We start from the raw sequence: 22,930 nt of genomic DNA on the forward strand, positions 1-22,930 counted from the left end.
TGATAGTACTGAGAAAGTAACCATCATGCCGTTTTTCTTAATCGTGTTTAACTGCGCTTTAATTAGTCGCGAAAAGCCGCAAAATCATCTGCACAATCAACAAGCTGATCACGTGTTAACAAAAACACACCATGACCACCATTTTCAAACTCTAACCATGTGAATGGAATATGCGGATATTGATCTTCCATGTGGATCATGGAGTTACCCACTTCACAGATCAAGAAGCCATCATCTTTTAGGTAATCGGGTGCATTCGCTAAAATACGACGCACTAAATCTAAACCATCAAACCCTGCCGCAAGACCGAGTTCAGGCTCGTGACGGAACTCATCAGGTAGACTATCCATATCTTCTTGATCCACATACGGTGGATTAGACACGATAAAGTCGTACTTATCTTTTGGTACATCACGAAGCAAATCAGAACGAAGTGGGATCACTTGTTGCTCTAAGCCGTGATCAGCGATATTCTGCTCAGCAACAGCCAGTGCTTCAGGTGAAATATCAACGATATCCACTTCCGCTTCTGGGAACATGTGTGCACACGCAATACCAATACAACCACTACCCGTACATAAGTCCATAATACGTGTAGGCTCTTGGTTTAAAAGTGGCTCAAAACGGTTTTCAATCAATTCGCCAATCGGAGAACGTGGAATAAGAACACGCTCATCAACGAAGAATTCCATACCACAGAAATAAGCAATATTTGTTAGGTATGATACGGGTGTACGATCGTCGATACGGCGAATAACGCGCTCAACAATACTCTGACGCTCACTACGAGTTAAACGAGAATCTCGAACTTCAGGTGGAACATCTAACGGTAAATACAATGTAGGAAGAACAAGCTGAACTGCTTCATCCCACGCATTATCGGTACCGTGACCATAAAATAGACCTGCGGCATTGAAACGACTTACCGTCCAACGTAACATGTCTTGCAATGTATGAAGTTCGTTGACAGCTTCGTCGACAAAAATCTTATCCAAAATAGCCTCCGAAAAACGCGACATTACCGCTATATAGTTGTTGGAATTTCATTATGAGTAAAAAAGATCCAAACCTTGATGAAGAGATGGCTCTCTTCAAAGATGCGATAAAAGGCGTAAAAAAGTTTTCGCATGATACCATAATCGCGCCACGCAAACAGACTACAAAAGCTGATAAAGCAAAAGTCATGGGTAAAGAAAGTCAAAACCATGACTTTTATTTCTCAGATGAGTTTGAGCCTCATCTTAATGAAAATGGCCCAGTGCAATATGCGCGCGACGGCGTTTCTAAGTATGAAGTAAAAAAGTTACGTCGTGGTGTTTACGTACCTGACATTTATTTAGATATGCACGGCATGACGCAACAAGAAGCTAAGCGAGAACTCGCCGCTATGATTGCGGCCTGTATTAAAGAGAATGTGTCTTGTGCGTGTGTGATGCACGGTATCGGAAAGCATATTTTGAAACAAAAAGCGCCGATGTGGTTAGCTCAACATCCGGATGTACTCGCTTTTCACCAAGCTCCCCTTGAATTTGGTGGGAATGGTGCACTACTCGTGCTTATCGAAGTACCTGAAAGATAAAAGAACATCGAGTAAGCAAGATGCACATCGCAATATCACTTACTCGGTTGTTCTATTTAATAGCTCGGTTTTACTATATGCCCAACCTTCACTACTTTACCGTGATTAAATAGCGTCACTTCTCCAGTGGCGCATATTTTTAAACGTCGTTTAATCACTGTTTCATCGTAAAAGTATTCACAGTCATCATTTCGTGCACTATCAATACGCGCAAAGATACGAATAGGCCCTTCACCGATCGCATTGGAATAATTAGCAAAGGTCAATGTACTTCCCGTACTCGATACATGCATACCTTCTTTTCTTCCATCAGACCATTTGATCATACCATTTGCTGAAATACGTATTGGCTCAGCGGTAGAAGCGCAGCCCATTAGCAATATCGAAGTGAGAAAAGAAATTAACGCTACTTTTACCATAACCAGCACTTACCTATTGTCTGTCATCAAAGCCATATTATTGTGGTACGTTTTGCCAAACTAATTCTGCACTATCCATGTCAGGATCGTAATCAATCGCAGCAATGGCTGAAGTACTAAACATAGGGGGCTGTATGCCTGCCACCAGCTCTGAGGTTAAATATCCCACAAGAGGTAAATGTGAAACTAATAGTACCGATTGTGGCTTTTCAACCCCAATCATTGCTTTTAAATAATCGACTACCGTTGCAGCATCACCATAAGGGGTGATCTCATCACTCACTTGAACATTTGCAACACCCGGTAATACACTTTCCATACATTGCCATGTTTGCTGCGCGCGTAAATACGTGCTCACCAGTACAGTATCTAATGGTTGATTTAATTGCTGGGCTAGCATTTCCGCCATCTGTTTTGATTGACGTGAACCGCGCTCTGTCAACGGGCGCTCTGCATCACTCGCCGCAAAATTTTCAGCTTCACCGTGACGCATAATATAAATTCGCATAAGTTTCCGTTTCTCTTCGTTAAACAGGTCGTTCAATTAGTTGTGATAATGAGGCTTATTTTATTACTAATTGACATGCTAATGCATTTTTTTCAACGTATCTCTCTATCATGCTAGCAACTCCCTTTCATATCGCATACTCCTTAAGCAAATTTGATAACGAATCCGTGACAAGGTTAGCCAACCTGAACAAATCATTTCGTAAAATAGGATTAAGCCTTGACGTTAGGTTTTCATATCACGCTCATAACTACGTAAATAAAGTTAACTATCAGTTTGCCAGTCTGTGTATTGGAGGTCATAATTGATCCAATTCTCCTTTAAAAATAGGCTCTTCCTGTGCATATAAGCCCAAATGATCACAAGCAGTATCGCTATCTTACTTTAGCGAATGAACTACGCGTATTGCTGGTTCATGATGCTGAAGCGCCTCGCTCCGCTGCTGCCTTATCCGTCGAAATTGGTCATTTTGATGATCCTCTCGATCGTCAAGGTATGGCACACTTTCTCGAACATATGCTGTTTCTCGGTACAGAAAAATATCCGCGTGTAGGGGAATTTCAAACCTTCATCAATCGTAGTGGCGGGAGTAACAATGCATGGACGGGAACAGAAAACACGACGTTCTTCTTCGAAGTGAGCCCCCATGCTTTTGAAGAGGGATTAGATCGTTTTGGGCAGTTTTTCACTGCACCATTGTTTAATGAAGAAGCCGTTGATAAAGAAAGGCAAGCCGTTGATTCTGAATATAAATTAAAAATAAAAGATGATGTCCGCCGCCTTTATCAAGTACAAAAAGAAACCATTAATCCAGAGCACCCTTTTGCTAAATTTTCAGTCGGTGATCTTACGACACTAGACGATCGTGATGGCAAATCCGTACGGGATGATTTATTAGCTTTTTATCATGAACATTATTCTGCGGATGTAATGGGCTTAGTCTTATTAGGTCCCCAGTCATTAGATGAATTAGAACAATTCACGAATAACTTTTTTAGCCATATTCCCAAAACAGATGTAGTAAAAACACCGCTTACTACGCCGTTTGTGACCGAAAAAGAACAACAACAATTTATTCAAATTGAACCAATAAAAGAGCTACGAAAGTTAACGCTTTCATTTTCTCTGCCGTGTGTAGATGAGTTTTATACCGCGAAACCCTTATCTTATATTGCCCATTTACTGGGCAATGAAGGTCAAGGTAGTTTGATGTCAGTTCTCAAAAAACGAGGCTTTATTAACACCTTAACGGCCGGTGGTGGCGTTAGCGGCAGTAACTTCAGAGAATTTACCGTAGGTTTGAATTTAACACCGAAAGGTCAAGATCACATTGACGATATAGTCACTAGCGTTTTTCAGTGCCTTAAACTCATCAAGCTACATGGCTTAGCTCAATGGCGACAACAAGAGAAGAAAGCAGTTCTTGAAATGGCTTTCCGCTATCAAGAAAAAAGCCGCCCATTAGATACTGTCAGTTATTTGGTTTTAAATCTGTTGCATTATAAACCGGAAGATATCATCTACGGTGATTATATGATGGAGCAATACGATCATACCTTAATCGAGCAGATCTTAGATTATCTTGAGCCAACCAATATGCGATTAACCTTAGTTGCCCAAGGTGGTGATTATGATCGCACCGCTCAATGGTATGACACGCCTTACTCAGTAACACCATTTACCGCGGAACAAAAAGCGTTATGGCAGGATATTGAACTGGATCCTGAATTAACACTACCCGAGCGCAATATTTATCTTTGTGATAATTTTGAGCCTTTACCACTTGAGTCAGGCTCAGAATTACCTCCTCAGTTAATTCAAGATTTACCAGGATTTCGTTTATGGCATAAACAAGAACATGATTTCCGTGTTCCTAAAGGTATTGTTTATGTTGCTATTGATAGCCCACACGCAGTGAGTTCACCACGAAATATCGTAAAAACTCGCCTTTGTGTTGAAATGCTATTAGAAGCGATAAATGAGACCGCTTATCCCGCAGAAATAGCAGGTATGTCTTATAATCTTTATGCTCACCAAGGGGGAGTGACGCTTCAGTTATCTGGCTTTAGTGAAAAACAACCTTTGCTTATGAAGCTGATACTTGAGCGCTTTGCCGGACGAACATTTGATAAAGATCGCTTTACCAATATCAAAGCACAAATGCTACGTAATTGGCGTAACGCAGCTGAAGATAAACCGATTTCACAATTGTTTAATCAGCTAACAGGATTACTACAACCCAATAATCCGCCCTATCCAGTTATGATTGAAGCATTAGAATCCATTGAGTTAGATGAACTACCTGGCTTTGTTGATGAAATGTTTGCAGAGCTGCATATTGATGCCTTTGTGTATGGCAATTGGCTAAAAAAAGATGCGTTAGCATTAGCTGAAATATTAAAAGATGCATTCCGAGTGACTGACCAACTATATGGTGAATCACAACGTCCGCTAGTTCATTTAGACAATGCAGGCACATTAACGTATGAGTTAGATTGTAATCATGAAGATTCAGCAATCTTAATGTATTACCAATCTCAGGAAACTACACCTGAGCAAATTGCGATTTATACGTTAGCTAATCATTTAATGTCGACCACGTTCTTCCATGAGTTACGCACGAAACAACAACTAGGTTATATGGTAGGAACGGCCAATCTACCGCTTAATCGTCATCCAGGGTTGATCTTATATATTCAATCGCCTGTTGCCGATCCAAGTTACTTATCAGAGGCAATTGATGATTTTACCAATGCTTTTGCACTCGTATTGCTCGAATTGAATGAAGCGCAATGGCAAGACAGTAAGCAAGGTTTAATTGCTCAAATTTCAGAGCCAGATACTAATTTACGATCTCGCGCTCAACGTTTTTGGGTAAGTATCGGCAATAAAGATGAAACGTTCCAACAACGTCAGCGTGTTGTTGATGCACTTAAACAGTTAGATCGTGTAGATATGATCAAATTTGTTGTTGATACCATTAAACCAAGAACAGCGAATAGATTAGTCATGTATTACAAAGGTAAAGCGCATAGTGATTACGCACCTTTAGAGATAGGTCAGCCAATTGAATCTGTGAAAGAATTTCAAGATAATGCTTATTAAGCTGGTATAACTTGTCTCGTCTAACAATTAAGACAACCGTTTAAATAACGAGCCATATCTACAAATAAATGTAGAATATGGCTTTTTTGTCGATTGTCATTCGTTATTTATAACATTTATCACCCATACTATTACTACAGCCATAACATCTAATTAAAACCTATCTATTTGATTAATAATATTTATTAAGAGCATTAACAGTGAAAAAATATTGTCCTCATTGTCAAACGGAGATTGATACTCCTGCAATGTCTGCCTATGACGAATATTTCAGTTGTCCACACTGCGGTATCGCATTAATGCATGATGAAAAGGATATTTTTATTTACGCGATTGCGTTTATTATTGCGATCACTTTACCGCTTATTTTACTTTTTAACATCAATAGCTTTATTGCCATTGCTATTGCTTTAGTCGGCTACCGTTTCCTTCGGCCTCATATTTTTGAACCACGATTTCGCATTAAGAACTTTATTGAATAACAAAAAAAAACCGATGGCCTAAGCTCATCGGTTTTTTTAATTAATCTATTGGCTAATAAAAAGTTTTCTCTTCTTTAGCCATATCAAGTAGTCGCTCGCACGGTTTAAAACGATCGCCATACTTATCTGTGTACTCGTTTAGCATATCAACAACACGCGTTATCCCAATATGATCCATATAACGGAATGGCCCGCCTAAGAACGGTGGGAAACCAATACCGAAAATAGCACCAATATCACCATCTCTTGCCGAACGGATCACGCCTTCATCTAAACATCTCGCCGCTTCATTCAACATCATTAAACTACAACGAACCGCGATTTCAGTTTCAGATTCCTTAATCTTTGGTTCCAGCTCAAGCAGCTTATAAACCGACTTATCGACTTCTTTTTTCTTGGTATTATAACGATAAAAACCTTTACCGCTTTTACGTCCCTTGCGATCATCCTTCAGCAATAAATCAAACACATCTGGCGCTTCAAATCGATCACCTAGTTCAGCTAACAGAATAGGGCTTATCTTCGCGCCAACATCAACACCAACTTCGTCCAATAATGTGATAGGCCCAACAGGGAAACCAAAATTAAGCAAAGCTGTATCTATGTGTTCAATCGGCTCACCACTGAGAAGTACGCGTGCCGCTTCATTCATGTAAGGCGCTAATATACGATTAACGTAAAAGCCTGCTTTATCGCCGACTACTATCGGGGTTTTACCTTGTTTTTTGGCCAAGGCTACAACTGTTGCAATCGTTTCTTCTGATGTTCCGCTTCCCGTTTCCGTGCCTTGATGTGGAATCACCTCAACCAATGGCATTTTTTCTACTGGGCTAAAATAGTGAAGGCCGACAACATTTTCTGGTCGCTCTGCCGCTTGTGCTATTTGATTGATCGGCAGTGAGGAAGTATTAGTGGCAAATATTGTATTGAACTTAGCATGCTCTTCAACATCTTTTACCATTTGATGTTTGAGTGCTAAATCTTCAAATACCGCTTCAATCACTACATCGGCCTGATTAAAACCAGTAAAATCAGTCCCGCCAGTTATGGTTAACATTTGTTTTTGTAATGTGGCTTTCGAGATAATTTTACGCTTACGCTTTTTATCAAGTAGCTTGAAATTGTACGCCAGCGCATTTTGGATACCATCATTACTGATATCTTTGATCCGTACCGGATAACCCGCTTTCGTTGCTGTAACATGGCTAATACCACCGCCCATTAAACCGCCACCCAATACAGCGACTCGTTCAACAGTTAATGGTTCAGCCTCTGAACCCGTTTCTTTTTTCATTGCTGTTGTGGCAAAAAAGATACTACGAAGCGCGGCGGATTCAGGTGACATCACTAATTCACCAAATACTTTAGCCTCTTGCTCTAATCCTTTTTCCATCCCATGCTGTAAGCCATATTTCACAACAGCTAAAATGGCATCAACGGCAGGATAATTACCACGCGTTTTCTCATGTGCTTTTTTCGCCGCTTGATCAAACACCACTGAGCGACCTAATGGATTTCCACCCAATGCCCAATTTTGCATGGATGATTTGCGGCTAGGTTTTGGCGATAAAGCTACTTGCTCGGCGACATTTAATAAAATACTTTCAGGGACAACTTGATCGATCACCCCTAACTTCATCGCTTTTTTCGCGCGTAATTGTTTACCCGATAAAATCATATCAAGCGCATTAGCTACGCCAATCAAACGAGGTAAACGCTGAGTTCCGCCAGAGCCTGGGAGTAGCCCCAATTGTACTTCAGGTAAACCTAATCGGGTTTTATCACCATCACTACAAACTCGGCTATGACAAGCAAGAGCAAGCTCTAAACCGCCCCCTAAACATGGGCCGTGAATCGCTGCAACCACATGAAAAGGCAGTTGCTCTAACTGTGAAAATAAAACCTGCCCTTTTTTAGCTAAGGCTTGTGCCTCTTGTGCTGTTTCACAGGCTGACAACATACGAATATCAGCGCCAGCGACAAAGTTATCAGGCTTACCTGAATAGACAACAAGCCCTTTAATATCAGAACGTGCTTTAAGCTCTGCGAGCACTGACGTTATTTGCTCTGAAAATTCAGCTTGTAAGGTGTTCATTTTCTCGTTTGGCACATCTATTTTTAGCCAAGCAACACCATTATCTTTGTACGATAAACTAAATGCAGATTGCGTCATTATTCAGCCTCCAAAATCATTGCCGCACCTAAACCACCAGCTGCACATGCCGTATTCAATGCAAAGCCACCACCACGACGTTTTAACTCACGCAAAGTTTGGGTGATCATACGTGCGCCTGTTGCTGCAAATGGATGCCCGTAAGCCAATGAGCCACCTAACACATTGAATTTATCCATATCAACTTCACCAATCGCATCAATACGGCCTAACTTTTCACGCGCAAACTTAGTAGAAGCAAACATTTTTAAATTTGCTAATGTTTGGGCAGCAAAAGCCTCATGCATGTCAATCAAGGTAAGATCGGATAAGTTTAAACCTGCACGTTCCAGTGCAACAGGTGTCGCGTAAGAAGGTCCCATCAGCATATCGCTTTCAACCCCTATTGCGGAAAACGCGTAGGAACGAATATACCCTAATGGTGTTAACCCTAATTCCTTAGCTCGCCCTTCTCGCATCATCAGTATTGCGGCTGCGCCATCCGTTAATGGCGTCGCATTTGCTGCTGTGACTGAGCCATATTTACGATCAAAGGCTGGTCGTAATTTGGCATAAGATTCAAGAGTCGATTCTTCACGAATGTTGTTATCTTTATCTATCCACTGGCGATAAGGTTGTGGGAATGCCGTCATCACTTCATCACGGATCAAACCATCTCGCCATGCTTGTGCCGCTAATGTATGTGAACGGTGAGCCAGTGCATCTTGATCTTCACGACTAATGCCATGTGTTTTTGCCATCTGCTCTGCGGTTTGTCCCATGCTTAATCCTGTTGAATATTCAGCAACGGCAGGCGGCACAGGCATTAAATCTTTCATGCTAAGCGAACTTAATAACTTAAGCCGTTTTGACATGGTTTTCGCTTTACTGAGTGCAAGCAAAGTCGCAGCCATTTTTTTACTCACACCAATAGGTAATACCGATGATGAATCAGCACCACCTGCAATACCAATATCGATAGTGCCTGAGATAATACTCTCAGCAACGTTAGCAGCAGCTTGAAAACTAGTGGCACAGGCACGGGTAACACTGTAAGCATCTGTATGAATGTTCATACCAGTACCGAGGACGATTTCACGCGCGATATTTGGCGCTTCTGGCATTTGTACCACTTGCCCAAACACCACTTGCTCAATGAGCATCGGATCAAAATCAAGCGTTTGTAGCATATCATTGACAACCAGCTTTCCGAGATCCAAAGCAGGAACACCATCGAAAGCGGTAGCTTGACGAGCAAATGGAGTACGTAAACCGCTAACAACGGCAATACGTTCCCCTTGACGAGTAGTAAGATTTTGGAGACGTGTCATCGCAACTCCTTTTGATAATTTGGCTTACAGTAAGCCGTTCGGCACACCGTGCACTAGAGGTCAGACCTCACAATTGTAAGCTAAATGTTACCAAATTCAATCAAGTGTTTAAATTTTACGGGAGAAGTGTCAAAGATTGTGATCTACCCTCTCAGTTTTAAAACGCTATTAAGCGGTAAAATGCAGATAATTAGAGAGAGAGTTAGAAAAGGTATAAAACTAGAGGTAAACAGAGAAAAATAGGCAAAAAAAAACCATACCTTATAAGGTATGGTCATAATTCACGCGGAAAGCAATCTGCGTAATGAATAAGTCAATCAACATAAAGCTAATTGCAAATCAGGAAAACCTGATAGGAGAAAGTAAAGTCAGCCTTCAAAAGGAAGTTGTCATCTTGCTCAACAGATAGCATTACAATAGCCGGTTTTGCAACCCACCATCTCGCTATCAGATGACGCAGTCACTATAACGCGCTGCTGGAATCAAATTTTGAACCAGATCAATTTTAGTGCGAATTCACGGTTTAATTATAAAAAAGAAGCGTAAATACCTTATGAACATCTCTATTCATAAGGCTTTAGTAAGGACAACGACGGATATTGCCATGCTCAAAAAATTTTTTGGTAAGAAAAAACATGATCCCTCGGTCTCTTTAAATATGGACAAACAAAGAAGATATGAGGCCCTTGTTAGGGCTTGGCATCGGGATCTCTACCGTTACGCATATTGGTTGTGCCACGACCAGCATATTGCTGAAGACTTGGTACAAGAAACATGCTTACGCGCATGGCGCTCCCTTGATAGCCTACAGGATGATAAAGCTGCTAAGGCATGGTTAATTACCATACTTAGGCGTGAAAACGCACGTCGGTTTGAAAGAAAACAATTTGATTTGGTTGATATTGATGACCATGCAATTGCAGATTCCACACCCAGTGTTGAAATGAATACAGAGCAACATATGCTCCAACGTTTAATCATGAATTTAGCACCGGAGTATAGAGAACCACTGATTTTACAGGTCATGGCTGGCTTTAATGGTGATGAGATTGCTGAGATCCTTGAACTTAACCGAAATACTGTGATGACTCGCTTATTTCGTGCCCGTAATCAATTAAAAGAGCAACTTGAAAACAAAGAGTCAAAAAGGGGGAATCAGAATGGATGAACTAGAATTTAGACGGAGATTATTAGCTGATCCACATGATAATGATCCCAAAGTGACAGCATGTAAACATCAATCTATCGCAAATAAAAAGTTTGCCGATGAATTACAACAACTTGATATGCAATTAGAGCAAGCGCTAAAAGTCGACGTGCCTGATGATCTGGCTGATAAAATTTTATTTCATCAAGCAGGTGAAGAAACAAGCAAAAAAGGAATTCAGAGCTATTGGTCTTATGGCCTCGCCGCCTCTGTTGCTTTTGCTATTGGTCTATTTTTTGGGCAAATGAATTTTTTACCGAGCCAACAGTTACCAATCAATAGTCTTGCCAATGTCGCGCTTGAACATGTTTCTTATGAATCACAATATGTCGATAACATCGATGAAAAAGCAACGTTGCAACAAGTAAATGCCAAACTGCAATCTTTTGGAACGGAAATGAAAGACTTACCTGGGCACATTTATTATGTGAACTATTGTGGCTTTGATGGCAAACGCTCATTACATATGGTGATGGATTCACCTCAAGGTAAAGTCACGGTATTTGTTGTTCCAACCCCAAGTCATTCTATTTCTAACTCAACAGACAATAGCAATGAAAGTTTAGTCGTACCGATCAGAGAGGCAAGTTTGATTATTGTTGGCGATAAGGGTCAAAACTTAATGCCTGTTGCGAGTAAAATTAAAAACGACCTTAGCTGGGAAATCTAATTTTCCTACTGATTTTTAGTCCTTCTTATAACGGCAACAAACGCTATGTTGCCGTTTTTTTCATTTCTGATATTTGTCGTTAAAACAATCCAAAACAACAATAATTGATACCAAAATCACTATAAATTTCGTTAAAAAGTATTTTTACTTAAACATAACACTGGTCAGATTTGATTAAGTCAGTACACCCCCTACAATCATCGCAAATTAGCCAACATAGGCTAATAAAAAACAATAATATATATAATTAGGAATTATTCTAAGCATGAATAAGAAGCAAATTTTTACACGCTCAGTGATTACTGCTGCTATCGCCTTAGCTTCATCACAATCTATGGCAGCGGGCTTTCAGCTGAATGCACAATCTGCAACAGGTCTTGGCCGTGCATTTTCAGGTGACGGTGTTATTGCAGACAACGCATCAACAATGGCAAAAAACGCTGCCTCAATGACACTATTTGATGCACCTGCACTTTCTCTTGGTGTTATCGCCATTGATACTGACGTTAAAGTAAAAGATACAACATACAATGGTTCTCAGATCCCTGACGATCAAATTGGTGGTACTAGTTACGCGCCAAACATCTACTACATTCAGCCTATAAACGATAAATTCGCTGTAGGTGCATCACTTTACTCAAACTTCGGTACAAAAACTGAATTTAGTGATAACTACGCTGCAAATGCATTTGGTGGTTTAACTGATGTAAAAAGCATGAACTTAGGTTTAAGTGCTGCTTACCGCATTAACCAACAACTAAGCATTGGTGGTGGTTTAGACGTAATTTACGGCAGTGGTAAACTAAATCGCTATATACCTGCAGGAAAAATTCCAACACCTAATGGTACGATCAATACACCAAAAATTGATTTACTTGATGTTGATGCCGATGGTGTAGCGCTTGGCTTTAACCTAGGTACTATCTACGAACTCGATCAAAACAACCGTTTTGGCTTATCTTACCGCTATAGCCCAACATTAGAAGCTAAAGGTGATATGCACTATGCGGGCAACGACCTTAGCGATCAGAAGCTAAAAATGCCATTACCAGATATGGCAGAATTTTCTGGTTTCAATAAGCTAAATGATAAATTTGCGGTTCACTACAGCATTCAATGGATCCGCTGGAGCGAGTTTGACGTTCTAGAAACAACTGGTGGCGTTAAATTAAATGATTACCAATGGCAAGATGGATGGCACTACTCTATCGGTGGTACTTACTACCTAAACGATCAGTGGACACTTCGTGCTGGTTACATGCATGACACTAGCGCACAGGATTCAAAAACATCTATTTCTGTACCTGATTCAGATCGTAACTGGTTATCTGGCGGCTTTAGCTACCACTTAGACAGCAAGTCTACCATCGACTTTGGCTTAACTTACCTTATTGGTAAAAATGTTAAAGCAGATGAAACCAATCCGCTCGGTATGTCGGTTGACGCAACCACTCGTGCAAATGCATGGTTGTACGGTCTACAATACAGCCGCTCATTCTAATTTCAGCGTACACTTGAACGCTAAAATGATTAAAAGGAGCCGTTTGGCTCCTTTTTTAATCTTTTCTCCATCATTTCAACCTCACTTTCCTTTCATTAATTCACTCTACACGTTCAAAATTTGTATAAATAACAATCAGAACAATACAACAACTGGTACATGTGTACGCTGAAAACAGATCAGACCAGAACATCGCGAACAAAAAGTAACGGATATAAATCCAAAACTAAAAAATTAAAAGAATATTACTTCAATAAGTGGAATTTATAGCGATAAATCGTCACGTTATTAATTGTTAAGGGTATTATTCGCGACTTAGTTTCAGCGAACAATTAGCGATTAATATTAAAATGATGAATAAAAATAAAATTACATTATCTTTAACTGCTGCATTAGCATTAGGCATGAGCTCTAACGCCCTAGCTGCTGGATTCCAATTAGCTGAATATTCAGCAACAGGTTTAGGCCGCGCATTTGCTGGTGAAGCAGCAATGGCTGACAATGCCAGCGCCCAATTCCGTAACCCTGCAATGCTGACATACCTTGAAGGTACACAAATATCAGTGGGAGCAATTTACGTTGACCCAAATATTGATGTTAAAGGAAACCTACAGCTTAATGATCAAACCATAGATCAAACTGAATCTCGTGATATTGCTAATAGTGCCGTAATTCCCAATTTTTATATTTCTCGTCAATTGAACGATAAAGCAACATTAGGCCTAGCATTTGGTACAAACTTTGGTATGCGTACAGACTTGGGCACTGACTTTTTAGGTTCACAATTTGGTAATCAAGCAGAAGTGCATACCGTTGAAATCAACCCTAACCTTGGTTACAAAATTAATGACCAATTTAGCGTCGGTGCCGGTGTACGTTATATTATGGCAAAAGGCCACTTCGGCGCGGCACTGCCAAAACCTTTAGGTGGACTACCTCTAAAATACATGGAAGGTGAAGATAACGCTTGGGGTTGGCAAGCTGGTGCAGCATGGCAAATCACCCCTAGTAACCGTATTGGTGTAAGCTACCATTCAGCAGTTAAACTAAATCTAACTGGACATGCCAATGGTATTGCTTATGACAAAGCTTATGCAGTTCAAGGCAAAATGCCATTAACACAATATGCAGGCTCTTTACCTCTTGAATTACCAGCATCAGCTGAAATTGCAAGCTTCCATCAGTTAAATGACCAGTGGTCAGTTCACGCTAGCATTAACTGGACAGATTGGAGCAGCTTTAAAAAGCTACAAGCAAGTATTCCAAATATGCCCGAAAATGTAGAGCATATTAAAGATGAGAATTGGAAAGATAACTACCGCTTTGCTATTGGTACCACTTACCAAGCAACAGAAAAGTTAGCACTTCGCTCTGGTATTGCCTATGACATGGCTGCAGTTGATGAAGCCCACCGAACTCAAACGATCCCTGAAACAGATCGTACTTGGTTAAGTCTTGGTGCGGGTTACCAATGGTCTAAGAATTTGACATTAGATGCAGGCCTTACCTACGTTTATGCAAAAAAAGCACACATGCTTGAAAAAGACAAAGAGCATCCAATGTTTGGACAATTTGCAGGAACAACGTCTGGTGATGTTTGGTTAGCGGGTGTACAAGCAAGCTACCGTTTCTAAGTAAAATAAAATTTATTTTATAAAAAACGCCTCTTAGTAAGAGGCGTTGTGTCTTTGTTTATATTGATAAAAATTCACTTTACCTACTTGCGTAGACCAAAAAACTATTTTTAGCTCAAAAAATAATCTAGATCTAGTATTGAGTATCGATTATTATCCTTGAAAACGTTGATACTGATACTTTCATAAGTAGACCCTGATACTGACCTAAATACTGTTAATTCCAACTTAATATTGGTTACTAACGCCTTATTTCGCATCAATATCCTTCAGTAAATTATTCAACAAGATCACTGAGAATTCATATTGCCTTACTAATATGAAAATCTTATCGCCTCTATATTGTAAGGAAAATAAAACACTTAATTATAAGTGGGTATTTTCTTGCGCTTTTATTGACCGGAATATATGAAACAACGAAAATATCTATTAATACTTAGTGCTCTATTAACTAATACCGCTTTTGCTATTGAGAATGGTCAGGAAGTTCCATCTAACAAACATCAAACTATTATTTACAGTACAAACAACGACTGTACAGGTAGTCTTATTGCGGGTAGTTGGGTATTGACAGCTCAACATTGCACAAAAAATAACTCTAATGCGATCACAACCTTTGATGGTCAACACGTATCTGTTAAAAAACGATTTAATTACAAGGATAGTCCCTATTACAATGGCAAAGATATCGATATCGAATTATGGGAATTAAACAGTACAGCTAAATTTAATAAAATAACGCCAATATCAATTATTCCTGAAGTCTCTGGCGAACAAGCTTATATTTATGGATACGGTAAAACAGGAAATAAATTAAACAAAGCCCCCCTAACTGTTGTATCTCAACCTAATGATGAATCTACGACAATTAAAGCTCATAGCCTGCAATATAGCGGCGTATTAGTAGGTGGGGATTCTGGAGCCCCTTATATAAATTCAAAGAATGAACTCTTTGCTGTACATCAAGGTATAGACCGAGACTTATACACTGCAACACCTATTAATATAGCTAAAGACTTCATTTTAAATGCAATTAATGGCTGGAGTTACCCAACACAGTTAACGAATGTGAAAGGTAAGCAAACTATCACAGTTCAAAGTCTGCATGAAAATGACGTAGTAGATCAAGCTTACACCGATGGCGACGTGAATATTGATACAAGTCTATCCACTTGTCTTACAGGTAATATAAGTCCATTTCAAACTTGTACCTATGTTATAAGTAGCAATGGTTATGAGGGCTCATTAATATTATCACCAACAGAAACAGTAAGTATAAATTTAGGTAAAAAAGACGATAGCACAGGGAAAGATAATACGACGAGTACTGTTAAACCTAATACTGACGATGGTTCATCAGGTGGTGGCGCATTAAATTTAACGATTATACTATCATTATTATTATTTGCTTTTTCACGACGTCAATTTACTCGATAAATTATGCATCTAAATTAGACAATATTTAATAGCAAATGTATATATAGCTATACATTCATTGCCTATTAATTACCTAATTAAAAACGTTACCAGATATAAAAAGACCTCCTTAATGGAGGTCTTTTTTTAGTTAACTAATATGTTACTGATCATCAATTTCATCAAGATAACTATCATCAAAAGTATCTGCTTGTTGCTCTTGATCAACTTTACCGTCACTGGCGATAAAGTCTTTATATTGAATATATGCATCACGAGTAAATACATAAGGATCAGGTGAATTCTCTAGCATTGCTTCTTGTTGTACTAAAGCTGCGCGATCTTCCATACCTTCAAATAGCCACTTACCTAATCCTTCCCAGAAATTCAGTAAGCCAAGCATCGGATACAATTCATCAACTCCGTCACCAAAGCCTCGGAACGTCACTGGGCCATAAATAGGTAACATTAAATAAGGGCCATTTGGTACGCCGTAATAACCTAACGTGTCACCGAATCGACGATCTGCCGGTTTATTTATGTCGGCCGCTGATGCGATATCAATTAATCCACCCAAACCAAAGACTGTGTTGATCCAAAAACGATTAAAATGGGTGACAGCAGCTTTACCATTTAGTGATAGCAAGCTATTAACCATACTCGCAGGCTCATCTAAATTTGATAAAAAATTCATGATGCCTTTGCGAACAGGGGTTGGCGTATAATCGACATAAGCCAATGATACTGGGCGAGCGATATACGGATCTAGATAGTTAAAATTGAGATCCCACATAGCACGGTTAAAACCCTCTAATGGGTCATAAACGCCATTACTATCACTATTACTGTCAGCATCAATATGATCAGTAATATTGTTAGAGGTAATTTGTTTTGACGGTTCATCTGGTGTTTGCGCACAGCCGACTAAACCCAGAGAAAGCCAAATTATAAGTAATAAAATTCTATTCAAAACATATATCCAATAAAAAAGCAGGCGGGACAATCATATCCAGCCTGCTCTATTTGTTCCAGTATTGAATTAATATTGTTTATTAATTAATACTTTTGTATCACCGCCAAGCATCACTTTCTGGCTTTCACCATACCAGTCACCTTGCTTCGTCATGACGTTACCATCACTATCAATACGAGCACGGACAATCATTTCAGATAATGACGACAGCTTACGCTGCGGCATCATACTGTCTTTATCCGTTAACGTAATCGTTAATGGGAAAGGCGTTGTCAGCGGTAGTTTTACAGCCGCAATTGGCATTGGTGCACCATCAGCACTATGAACAGAGATAATAATATCACCCTGCTTTGGCATCACTACGTTTGGTGCTAATGAAATTGTCGCCACTACCTGCTGTTTTGCTTGTTCAGCACTAACTTTTGGCGCAGCTTCTGCTGCCACAGTTGCAGCTGCACCATTTACGATAGCCTTCGCTTTATCATCAGCATTCAAACGTGCTTGTGCGCGTTCGATGCTACGATCAAGCATAGGTGCACGCGAATCATCCGGTCCGATAATTTTCTTCATCATAGACCAATAAGCAATCGCTTGTTCAAACTTGTTTTGCTCAAACGCATCGAAAGCTAATAGCGATAATGCTTGCACGTTAGTATGATCTTTCTTAATGACATTACGTAATAACTGACGAGCCATGTCACTTGCGCCCGGCTTACCACTAAGCATTAATGACTGTGCGTAACCTAACTGAATGTCCCCATCAACAGGGTTTAAGTCATAGGCTTTTTTCATTGCCATTTCAGCGGTTTCACCATCACGGTTTGCCATTGCGATACGGCCTAACAATAACCATCCCATAGGATCATCACCGTCATCGTGCAATTTAGTACGTAATGCTAAAGTCAGATCAGACATATCTTGATCAGACAATGGTTCATTGGCTGCGTTATCACCCAGTAAGCGTTGAGAAAGTTGAGGCAAACGGTTTACCGCATCATGCCACGCTTCTACTTTCTGAATGCCACCCACAGAGGCGTACATACCATAGCTCACACCAACAATTAAGATAATACCAGGTAGCAACATCCCAGCACTAACATGAACAGACTTCTTCACTTCACTTTCAGGTATATCATCTAGCAATGACTGTTGAAGCTCAGAAACTAATTCTTGGCGATTCTCAACCAAGCCTTCTTCTGATTCATGTTCAAGTTCATGAATACGATCTTTAAAGAATGCTTTGTTCAATTCATCTCGGCTTGCTACATCATCGTACTCTTTGCCATACAACATAGGCACAGCAAAAAATGCTATCGCAATAAGTACTAAGACAGCAGTTATAATCCAAAACAGCGTCATTTGTTTACCTTTGATTGAGTATCAACACTTTCAACATCTTGCTGTTCCATCTCTGCAAGCAGTGCTTTTAATCGTTTAGCTTCTTCCTCATCTAATTGAGCCTGCTCAACTTTTTCACCGTTTTTACGCGTACGATAAACCAGAACAGTAAAGCCAATAACGATAAACAGAATAGGACCAACCCATAAAATTGCAGTCGAAGCAGTCATCGGTGGATTGTACGTAACAAAGTTGCCGTAACGCGCAATCATGTAATCAATAATTTGCTGACTGGTTTTGCCTTCTTGAAGAAGCTCAAATGTTTTCTGACGCATATCTTGCGCTAGGGTCGCATTTGAATCAGCAATATTATTGTTCTGACACTTAGGGCAACGTAATGTTGCCGTTAACTCTTGGAACTGCTTTTCTTGTTCCGCATTTTTAAAGTCATAAACATCAATCGATGCAAATGCTGGTAACGCCGCGGTTAACGCAATCGTTGCAGCTATAACAAGGGCAAATAAACGTTTCATTAGCCTTTTGCCTCCGCTTTTAGCTTGTTGTACAACGGCTCAAGCGTTTCCTTCCAATTTTCAGGGTTAACATCACCCACATGGCGGTAACGAATAATACCGTTAGCATCAATCAGGAATGTTTCTGGTGCACCATACACACCTAAATCCATACCTAACATACCGTTACCGTCATAAAGTGTATGTAAATAAGGATTACCCAATTCAGTTAACCAACCAATTGCTTTCTCACGCTGATCTTTGTAGTTCAGACCAATGATTTTAACGCCTTGTTTAGCTAACGTATTTAAGTATTGGTGCTCTGCATAACATGTCGGACACCATGTAGCCCACACGTTAAGCAATAATGGTTCACCTTTGAAAATCGTTTGTTGATACTCTTTTCCAGGTTGAAACAAATCTTCTAACTTAAACGTTGGCACTGGTTTGCCAACCAATACCGATTCTAATTTTGTTGGATCATCACCATCAGCATTGCGGGTTAACTGCACCATAAACATAATGACCAGTGCAATGAACAGGACTAACGGAATAAAGAGAAATTTCTTATTCATGGGTTAATTTTGCCTCTGACGATTTATTACTCACTGTTGCAGGTTTGCGGAAACGGTAACGTTTATCACTGATCGCTAATGCGCCACCTAACGCCATTAACAATGCACCCGCCCACATCCAGTTCACAAATGGTTTGTAGTAAATACGAACAGCCCATGCGCCATCACCAAGCTTCTCACCCATAGCAACATATAAATCGCGAGTAATCCCGCTATCAATTGCCGCTTCTGTCATCATAGAACCCGCAACACTGTAGAAACGTTTTTCAGCATGCAGTGTTGTTACGTTAATACCACGACGGCTAATGTTGAAATCAGCAATATATCCATCATAGTTAGGACCATCTGCATCACGTAATCCGGCAAAATGGAAATCATAACCTTTCACGTTAACAGACTGACCCGGTGATAAACGTAAATCACGTTCGATATCGTAGTTAGATACTAGCGTGATACCAATGATAGATATCGCTAAGCCAATATGGCCTAACACCATCGCCCAATGACTACGACCTAATTTACCTAAGCCATCAACAAATGTATGACGGTGTGTCGCACGCTCGAATAACTCAAATCCATGCATCACAATGATCCAAACAGCCATCATCATCCCTAACACCGCAAGCGGTTCAACCACACTTGCCGTAAAGTAAATAACAAGGTACGAAAATGGAATCGTGATCAGTGCAGAAATAATCATTGGCTTGCGAACATGTTTGAAATTATCGCGCTTCCAACGTACAAGAGGACCAATACCCATAATAAAGGCAAACGGGATCATCAACCATGTAAATAGCATGTTGAAGAAAGGTACACCGATAGAAACAGAGCCTAAACCAATTTGCTTATGTACTAATGGTAATAATGTACCAATAAGTACAACCATTAAGCCTGCAACAAGTAAAATGTTGTTTGCTAGTAATAGGTTTTCACGTGAGAACAAGCTGTAGTTACCACGAGAGCGAATTTGACCACCACGTAATGCATACAGCAGTAAAGAACCACCGATAACAACCACAAGGAAACCAAGAATAAACATACCGCGAGCCGGATCTGACGCAAATGCGTGTACAGAAACCAATACGCCAGAACGAACTAAGAACGTACCTAATAGACTTAATGAGAATGCAGAGATCGCAAGTAGTACTGTCCACGCTTTAAATGTGCCACGCTTTTCTGTAACCGATAGCGAGTGCATTAACGCAGTACCTGCAAGCCATGGCATAAACGATGCGTTTTCTACTGGATCCCAGAACCACCAGCCACCCCAGCCAAGTTCGTAGTAAGCCCACCATGAACCTAGCGCGATACCTACCGTTAGGAATGACCATGCAGCGATTGTCCATGGACGAGACCAACGTGCCCAAGCCGTATCTAAACGACCAGTCATTAACGATGCAATAGCAAAAGAGAACGCAACAGAGAAGCCAACGTAGCCCATGTAAAGCATTGGCGGGTGAATGATTAGACCCGGATCTTGCAATAACGGGTTTAGATCACGCCCTTCAACAGGGAATACCGGTAGCGTACGTAAAAATGGGTTAGAAGTAATGATAATAAACAGTAAGAAACCCACTGCGATCATACCCATTACCGATAAGACACGAGAAACAGATTCTAGTGGCATATCACGGCTAAAACGCGCCACAGCAGCAGCCCAACCTGCTTGGATAAGTACCCAAAGCAGTAATGAGCCTTCGTGCGCGCCCCATACCGCTGTAATGCGATAATACCACGGTAATAAACTTGTTGAGTTACTAGCTACATACGCAACAGTAAAATCATTGTTATAGAATGACCAACATAAAATAACAAAAGATAATGATAAGAAAGCAAAAATACCGTATGCCAATGGTCGTGCCATGCGCATCATTGCTTGGTTACCGACTGCAGCACCATATAGCGGATAAATACTGGCCAGCACCGATAAGGCAAGGGCAGTAATAAGGGCAAAATGGCCTATTTCAGGGATCATTGAGCACTACCTTGTAGTTGTTCTTCAGTATATTGAAGTTTTGAGTGATTTTTCTTCATCGCATCAGCGACTTCAGGCGGCATATAATTTTCATCATGCTTAGCCAGTACTTCGTGTGCTTTTATTGTTGTCGGGCCAACGAGTACACCTTGCGCGACAATACCCTGCCCTTCACGGAAGAGATCAGGCAAAATACCATCATAAGTGACGGTAACTGAAGGGCCGACATCAGCAACTTTAAAACTAACTTCTAAAGATTGAGGATCACGTTTTACAGAACCTTTCACCACCATGCCACCAATACGTAAACGCTGACCAACAGATGGTTTGGTGCCATCAGGCTTACCATTGACAAGTTCTGTTGGTGTATAGAATAAATCCATATTTTGATTTAACGCATAAAGCACTAAACCAATGGTAGCACCAAGGCCTAAAACAAGCGCTAACACTAAAGCGAGACGCTTCTTACGTCTTGGAGTCATAGCGTATTCTCCATCTTTTTCGCATCTTTAATACGTTGTTCACGTGCGATTTTATTTTTAATATCACCTAATACGCGACGATGGGTAGCCATACTAGAAAAGAGGATCCATAGCATCGCCACAAATGAGATGCCAAACGAACTCCATACATAAGCAGCGTAGCCACCCATTGCAAAAAAGTCGCTCATAGAATCAAAATGCATACTAACCTCACTTCACTAGCTCACGCACCCAAGGGCGGTGACTTTCGCGGATAAGAATTTCATTACGTAGACGGATCATAGTCACCGCACCAAAGAAACAAGCAAAACCGACAATACCAATCAGCAACGGCCACAGCATATCTGTTGACATAGAAGGCTTAGCAAATTTAGTGATGGTTGCACCTTGGTGAAGGGTATTCCACCACTCGACAGAGAAGTGAATGATAGGAATATTGATCACACCAACAATCGCTAAAATACCCGCCGCTTTGGCTGCTGTTTTTTGATCATCAAAAGCGTTATACAACGCAATAACACCAAGATATAAAAATAGAAGAATGAGTTCAGATGTTAAACGCGCATCCCATACCCACCATGTGCCCCACATTGGCTTGCCCCAAATAGCACCAGTGATCAGTGCAATAAAGGTAAACACTGCACCAATCGGCGCCATCGCAGCAGCCGCCATATCCGATAATCGAATCTGCCACACTAAACCAATGAATGCGGCAATAGCCATTGATACATAAGCACCCATAGACCAAATTGCAGCTGGAACATGCAAGTAAATAATTCTAAAGCTATCACCTTGTTGATAATCTGTTGGCGCAAACATTAAGCCCCAAATAGAACTGACAACAATGGCAATTAAGCTAATAATGGAAAACCAAGGGAGTAACTTACCGCACAAGCGATAGGTATTCTCGGCTTTAGCGTAGGGATGTAACCACTTCCACATAATGCTCTCTACTCGTTATATAGTTATAAATACGTCATTAAAGCCAAGTTACGTCACAAAATAATAGAATTTTGTGCCATCACTTAGCCTTATAAATCTTTATCTGTTGGATAAACACACAAAATGGAA

The 22,930-nt window shown here is 40.3% G+C and carries 21 protein-coding genes; 8 read left to right on the forward strand and 13 right to left on the reverse strand.

Annotated elements, in window-relative coordinates:
* Positions 1–62: 62 nt before the first annotated feature.
* Positions 63–995: a 50S ribosomal protein L3 N(5)-glutamine methyltransferase gene (prmB, locus tag BTO08_RS08565; protein ID WP_005370403.1), complete on the reverse strand. Its 933-nt coding sequence runs from the start codon at positions 993–995 to the stop codon at positions 63–65.
* A 53-nt stretch (positions 996–1,048) separates the two neighbouring features.
* On the opposite strand from prmB, the gene smrB reads away from it, so the two are divergent.
* Positions 1,049–1,579: an endonuclease SmrB gene (smrB, locus tag BTO08_RS08570; protein WP_105060676.1), complete on the forward strand. Its 531-nt coding sequence runs from the start codon at positions 1,049–1,051 to the stop codon at positions 1,577–1,579.
* Positions 1,580–1,635: 56 nt separating this feature from the next.
* Here smrB and BTO08_RS08575 read toward each other — a convergent pair whose 3' ends face one another.
* Positions 1,636–1,998, reverse strand: coding sequence for a hypothetical protein (locus tag BTO08_RS08575; protein ID WP_230626854.1), 363 nt, complete (start codon positions 1,996–1,998; stop codon positions 1,636–1,638).
* Positions 1,999–2,035: 37 nt separating this feature from the next.
* On the reverse strand, positions 2,036–2,506 hold the full coding sequence (gene sixA, locus BTO08_RS08580; RefSeq protein WP_105060677.1) for a phosphohistidine phosphatase SixA: 471 nt from the start codon (positions 2,504–2,506) through the stop codon (positions 2,036–2,038).
* A 339-nt stretch (positions 2,507–2,845) separates the two neighbouring features.
* Between sixA and BTO08_RS08585 the strand changes: the two genes are divergently transcribed.
* The gene (locus BTO08_RS08585; protein WP_105060678.1) at positions 2,846–5,611 is read left to right on the forward strand and encodes an insulinase family protein; all 2,766 of its coding nucleotides are present in this window, start codon (positions 2,846–2,848) and stop codon (positions 5,609–5,611) included.
* A gap of 200 nt (positions 5,612–5,811) precedes the next feature.
* The gene (locus BTO08_RS08590; protein WP_105060679.1) at positions 5,812–6,093 is read left to right on the forward strand and encodes a hypothetical protein; all 282 of its coding nucleotides are present in this window, start codon (positions 5,812–5,814) and stop codon (positions 6,091–6,093) included.
* A 52-nt stretch (positions 6,094–6,145) separates the two neighbouring features.
* Here the strand turns inward: BTO08_RS08590 and fadJ are convergent, their stop codons facing one another.
* Both fadJ and fadI read right to left on the reverse strand, forming a co-directional pair.
* Positions 6,146–8,266 (reverse strand): fatty acid oxidation complex subunit alpha FadJ, encoded by a 2,121-nt coding sequence (fadJ, locus tag BTO08_RS08595; RefSeq protein ID WP_105060680.1) that lies wholly within the window; start codon positions 8,264–8,266, stop codon positions 6,146–6,148.
* Positions 8,266–9,576: an acetyl-CoA C-acyltransferase FadI gene (gene fadI / locus BTO08_RS08600; RefSeq protein WP_105060681.1), complete on the reverse strand. Its 1,311-nt coding sequence runs from the start codon at positions 9,574–9,576 to the stop codon at positions 8,266–8,268. Before fadI ends, fadJ begins: the two co-directional genes overlap by 1 nt.
* Before the next feature lie 604 nt (positions 9,577–10,180).
* Here fadI and BTO08_RS08605 point away from each other — a divergent pair.
* From BTO08_RS08605 to BTO08_RS08625, 5 genes are all read left to right on the forward strand, one after another.
* The gene (locus BTO08_RS08605) at positions 10,181–10,744 is read left to right on the forward strand and encodes a sigma-70 family RNA polymerase sigma factor (protein ID WP_105061330.1); all 564 of its coding nucleotides are present in this window, start codon (positions 10,181–10,183) and stop codon (positions 10,742–10,744) included.
* Complete coding sequence (locus tag BTO08_RS08610; protein ID WP_105060682.1) at positions 10,737–11,453, forward strand: DUF3379 family protein; 717 nt, start codon at positions 10,737–10,739, stop codon at positions 11,451–11,453. Before BTO08_RS08605 ends, BTO08_RS08610 begins: the two co-directional genes overlap by 8 nt.
* A gap of 265 nt (positions 11,454–11,718) precedes the next feature.
* Positions 11,719–12,954, forward strand: coding sequence for an outer membrane protein transport protein (locus tag BTO08_RS08615; RefSeq protein ID WP_105060683.1), 1,236 nt, complete (start codon positions 11,719–11,721; stop codon positions 12,952–12,954).
* A gap of 353 nt (positions 12,955–13,307) precedes the next feature.
* Positions 13,308–14,588, forward strand: a complete 1,281-nt coding sequence (locus BTO08_RS08620) for an outer membrane protein transport protein (protein ID WP_198038455.1) — start codon at positions 13,308–13,310, stop codon at positions 14,586–14,588.
* Between the two features lie 408 nt (positions 14,589–14,996).
* Positions 14,997–16,025 (forward strand): trypsin-like serine protease, encoded by a 1,029-nt coding sequence (locus tag BTO08_RS08625; RefSeq protein ID WP_105060685.1) that lies wholly within the window; start codon positions 14,997–14,999, stop codon positions 16,023–16,025.
* 142 nt (positions 16,026–16,167) lie between these two features.
* On the opposite strand, the gene BTO08_RS08630 is transcribed toward BTO08_RS08625, so the two are convergent.
* The 8 genes from BTO08_RS08630 to BTO08_RS08665 all read right to left on the reverse strand — a co-directional run bounded on the left by BTO08_RS08630 (position 16,168) and on the right by BTO08_RS08665 (position 22,801).
* Positions 16,168–16,974 carry an MlaA family lipoprotein gene (locus BTO08_RS08630; protein WP_105060686.1) on the reverse strand — a complete coding sequence of 269 codons (807 nt, stop codon included), beginning with the start codon at positions 16,972–16,974 and terminating at the stop codon, positions 16,168–16,170.
* 69 nt (positions 16,975–17,043) lie between these two features.
* Positions 17,044–18,336: a c-type cytochrome biogenesis protein CcmI gene (gene ccmI / locus BTO08_RS08635; RefSeq protein ID WP_105060687.1), complete on the reverse strand. Its 1,293-nt coding sequence runs from the start codon at positions 18,334–18,336 to the stop codon at positions 17,044–17,046.
* Positions 18,333–18,848 (reverse strand): cytochrome c-type biogenesis protein, encoded by a 516-nt coding sequence (locus BTO08_RS08640; protein WP_105060688.1) that lies wholly within the window; start codon positions 18,846–18,848, stop codon positions 18,333–18,335. The genes ccmI and BTO08_RS08640 overlap by 4 nt, the downstream gene beginning before the upstream one ends.
* A complete protein-coding gene (locus tag BTO08_RS08645) occupies positions 18,848–19,402 on the reverse strand; it encodes a DsbE family thiol:disulfide interchange protein (protein WP_005370356.1) in 555 nt (184 codons plus the stop codon). Before BTO08_RS08645 ends, BTO08_RS08640 begins: the two co-directional genes overlap by 1 nt.
* Positions 19,395–21,377: a heme lyase CcmF/NrfE family subunit gene (locus BTO08_RS08650; protein WP_105060689.1), complete on the reverse strand. Its 1,983-nt coding sequence runs from the start codon at positions 21,375–21,377 to the stop codon at positions 19,395–19,397. Before BTO08_RS08650 ends, BTO08_RS08645 begins: the two co-directional genes overlap by 8 nt.
* The gene (gene ccmE / locus BTO08_RS08655) at positions 21,374–21,859 is read right to left on the reverse strand and encodes a cytochrome c maturation protein CcmE (RefSeq protein WP_105060690.1); all 486 of its coding nucleotides are present in this window, start codon (positions 21,857–21,859) and stop codon (positions 21,374–21,376) included. Before ccmE ends, BTO08_RS08650 begins: the two co-directional genes overlap by 4 nt.
* The gene (gene ccmD / locus BTO08_RS08660) at positions 21,856–22,062 is read right to left on the reverse strand and encodes a heme exporter protein CcmD (protein WP_105060691.1); all 207 of its coding nucleotides are present in this window, start codon (positions 22,060–22,062) and stop codon (positions 21,856–21,858) included. Before ccmD ends, ccmE begins: the two co-directional genes overlap by 4 nt.
* A 7-nt stretch (positions 22,063–22,069) precedes the next feature.
* Positions 22,070–22,801 carry a heme ABC transporter permease gene (locus BTO08_RS08665; RefSeq protein WP_105060692.1) on the reverse strand — a complete coding sequence of 244 codons (732 nt, stop codon included), beginning with the start codon at positions 22,799–22,801 and terminating at the stop codon, positions 22,070–22,072.
* Positions 22,802–22,930 lie beyond the last annotated feature (129 nt).

Origin of the sequence: Photobacterium angustum, from assembly GCF_002954615.1 — a bacterium.
GTDB classification, from domain to species: domain Bacteria; phylum Pseudomonadota; class Gammaproteobacteria; order Enterobacterales; family Vibrionaceae; genus Photobacterium; species Photobacterium angustum_A.

Excerpts from the sequence above, each read along its gene's own strand:
- smrB (WP_105060676.1), top strand. The coding sequence starts at position 1,049 with ATGAGTAAAAAAGATCCAAACCTTGATGAAGAGATGGCTCTCTTCAAA.
- BTO08_RS08575 (WP_230626854.1), bottom strand. The coding sequence starts at position 1,998 with ATGGTAAAAGTAGCGTTAATTTCTTTTCTCACTTCGATATTGCTAATG.
- sixA (WP_105060677.1), bottom strand. The coding sequence starts at position 2,506 with ATGCGAATTTATATTATGCGTCACGGTGAAGCTGAAAATTTTGCGGCG.
- fadJ (WP_105060680.1), bottom strand. The coding sequence starts at position 8,266 with ATGACGCAATCTGCATTTAGTTTATCGTACAAAGATAATGGTGTTGCT.
- fadI (WP_105060681.1), bottom strand. The coding sequence starts at position 9,576 with ATGACACGTCTCCAAAATCTTACTACTCGTCAAGGGGAACGTATTGCC.
- BTO08_RS08605 (WP_105061330.1), top strand. The coding sequence starts at position 10,181 with ATGCTCAAAAAATTTTTTGGTAAGAAAAAACATGATCCCTCGGTCTCT.
- BTO08_RS08610 (WP_105060682.1), top strand. The coding sequence starts at position 10,737 with ATGGATGAACTAGAATTTAGACGGAGATTATTAGCTGATCCACATGAT.
- BTO08_RS08615 (WP_105060683.1), top strand. The coding sequence starts at position 11,719 with ATGAATAAGAAGCAAATTTTTACACGCTCAGTGATTACTGCTGCTATC.
- BTO08_RS08620 (WP_198038455.1), top strand. The coding sequence starts at position 13,308 with ATGAATAAAAATAAAATTACATTATCTTTAACTGCTGCATTAGCATTA.
- BTO08_RS08625 (WP_105060685.1), top strand. The coding sequence starts at position 14,997 with ATGAAACAACGAAAATATCTATTAATACTTAGTGCTCTATTAACTAAT.
- ccmI (WP_105060687.1), bottom strand. The coding sequence starts at position 18,336 with ATGACGCTGTTTTGGATTATAACTGCTGTCTTAGTACTTATTGCGATA.
- BTO08_RS08640 (WP_105060688.1), bottom strand. The coding sequence starts at position 18,848 with ATGAAACGTTTATTTGCCCTTGTTATAGCTGCAACGATTGCGTTAACC.
- BTO08_RS08645 (WP_005370356.1), bottom strand. The coding sequence starts at position 19,402 with ATGAATAAGAAATTTCTCTTTATTCCGTTAGTCCTGTTCATTGCACTG.
- BTO08_RS08650 (WP_105060689.1), bottom strand. The coding sequence starts at position 21,377 with ATGATCCCTGAAATAGGCCATTTTGCCCTTATTACTGCCCTTGCCTTA.
- ccmE (WP_105060690.1), bottom strand. The coding sequence starts at position 21,859 with ATGACTCCAAGACGTAAGAAGCGTCTCGCTTTAGTGTTAGCGCTTGTT.
- ccmD (WP_105060691.1), bottom strand. The coding sequence starts at position 22,062 with ATGCATTTTGATTCTATGAGCGACTTTTTTGCAATGGGTGGCTACGCT.
- BTO08_RS08665 (WP_105060692.1), bottom strand. The coding sequence starts at position 22,801 with ATGTGGAAGTGGTTACATCCCTACGCTAAAGCCGAGAATACCTATCGC.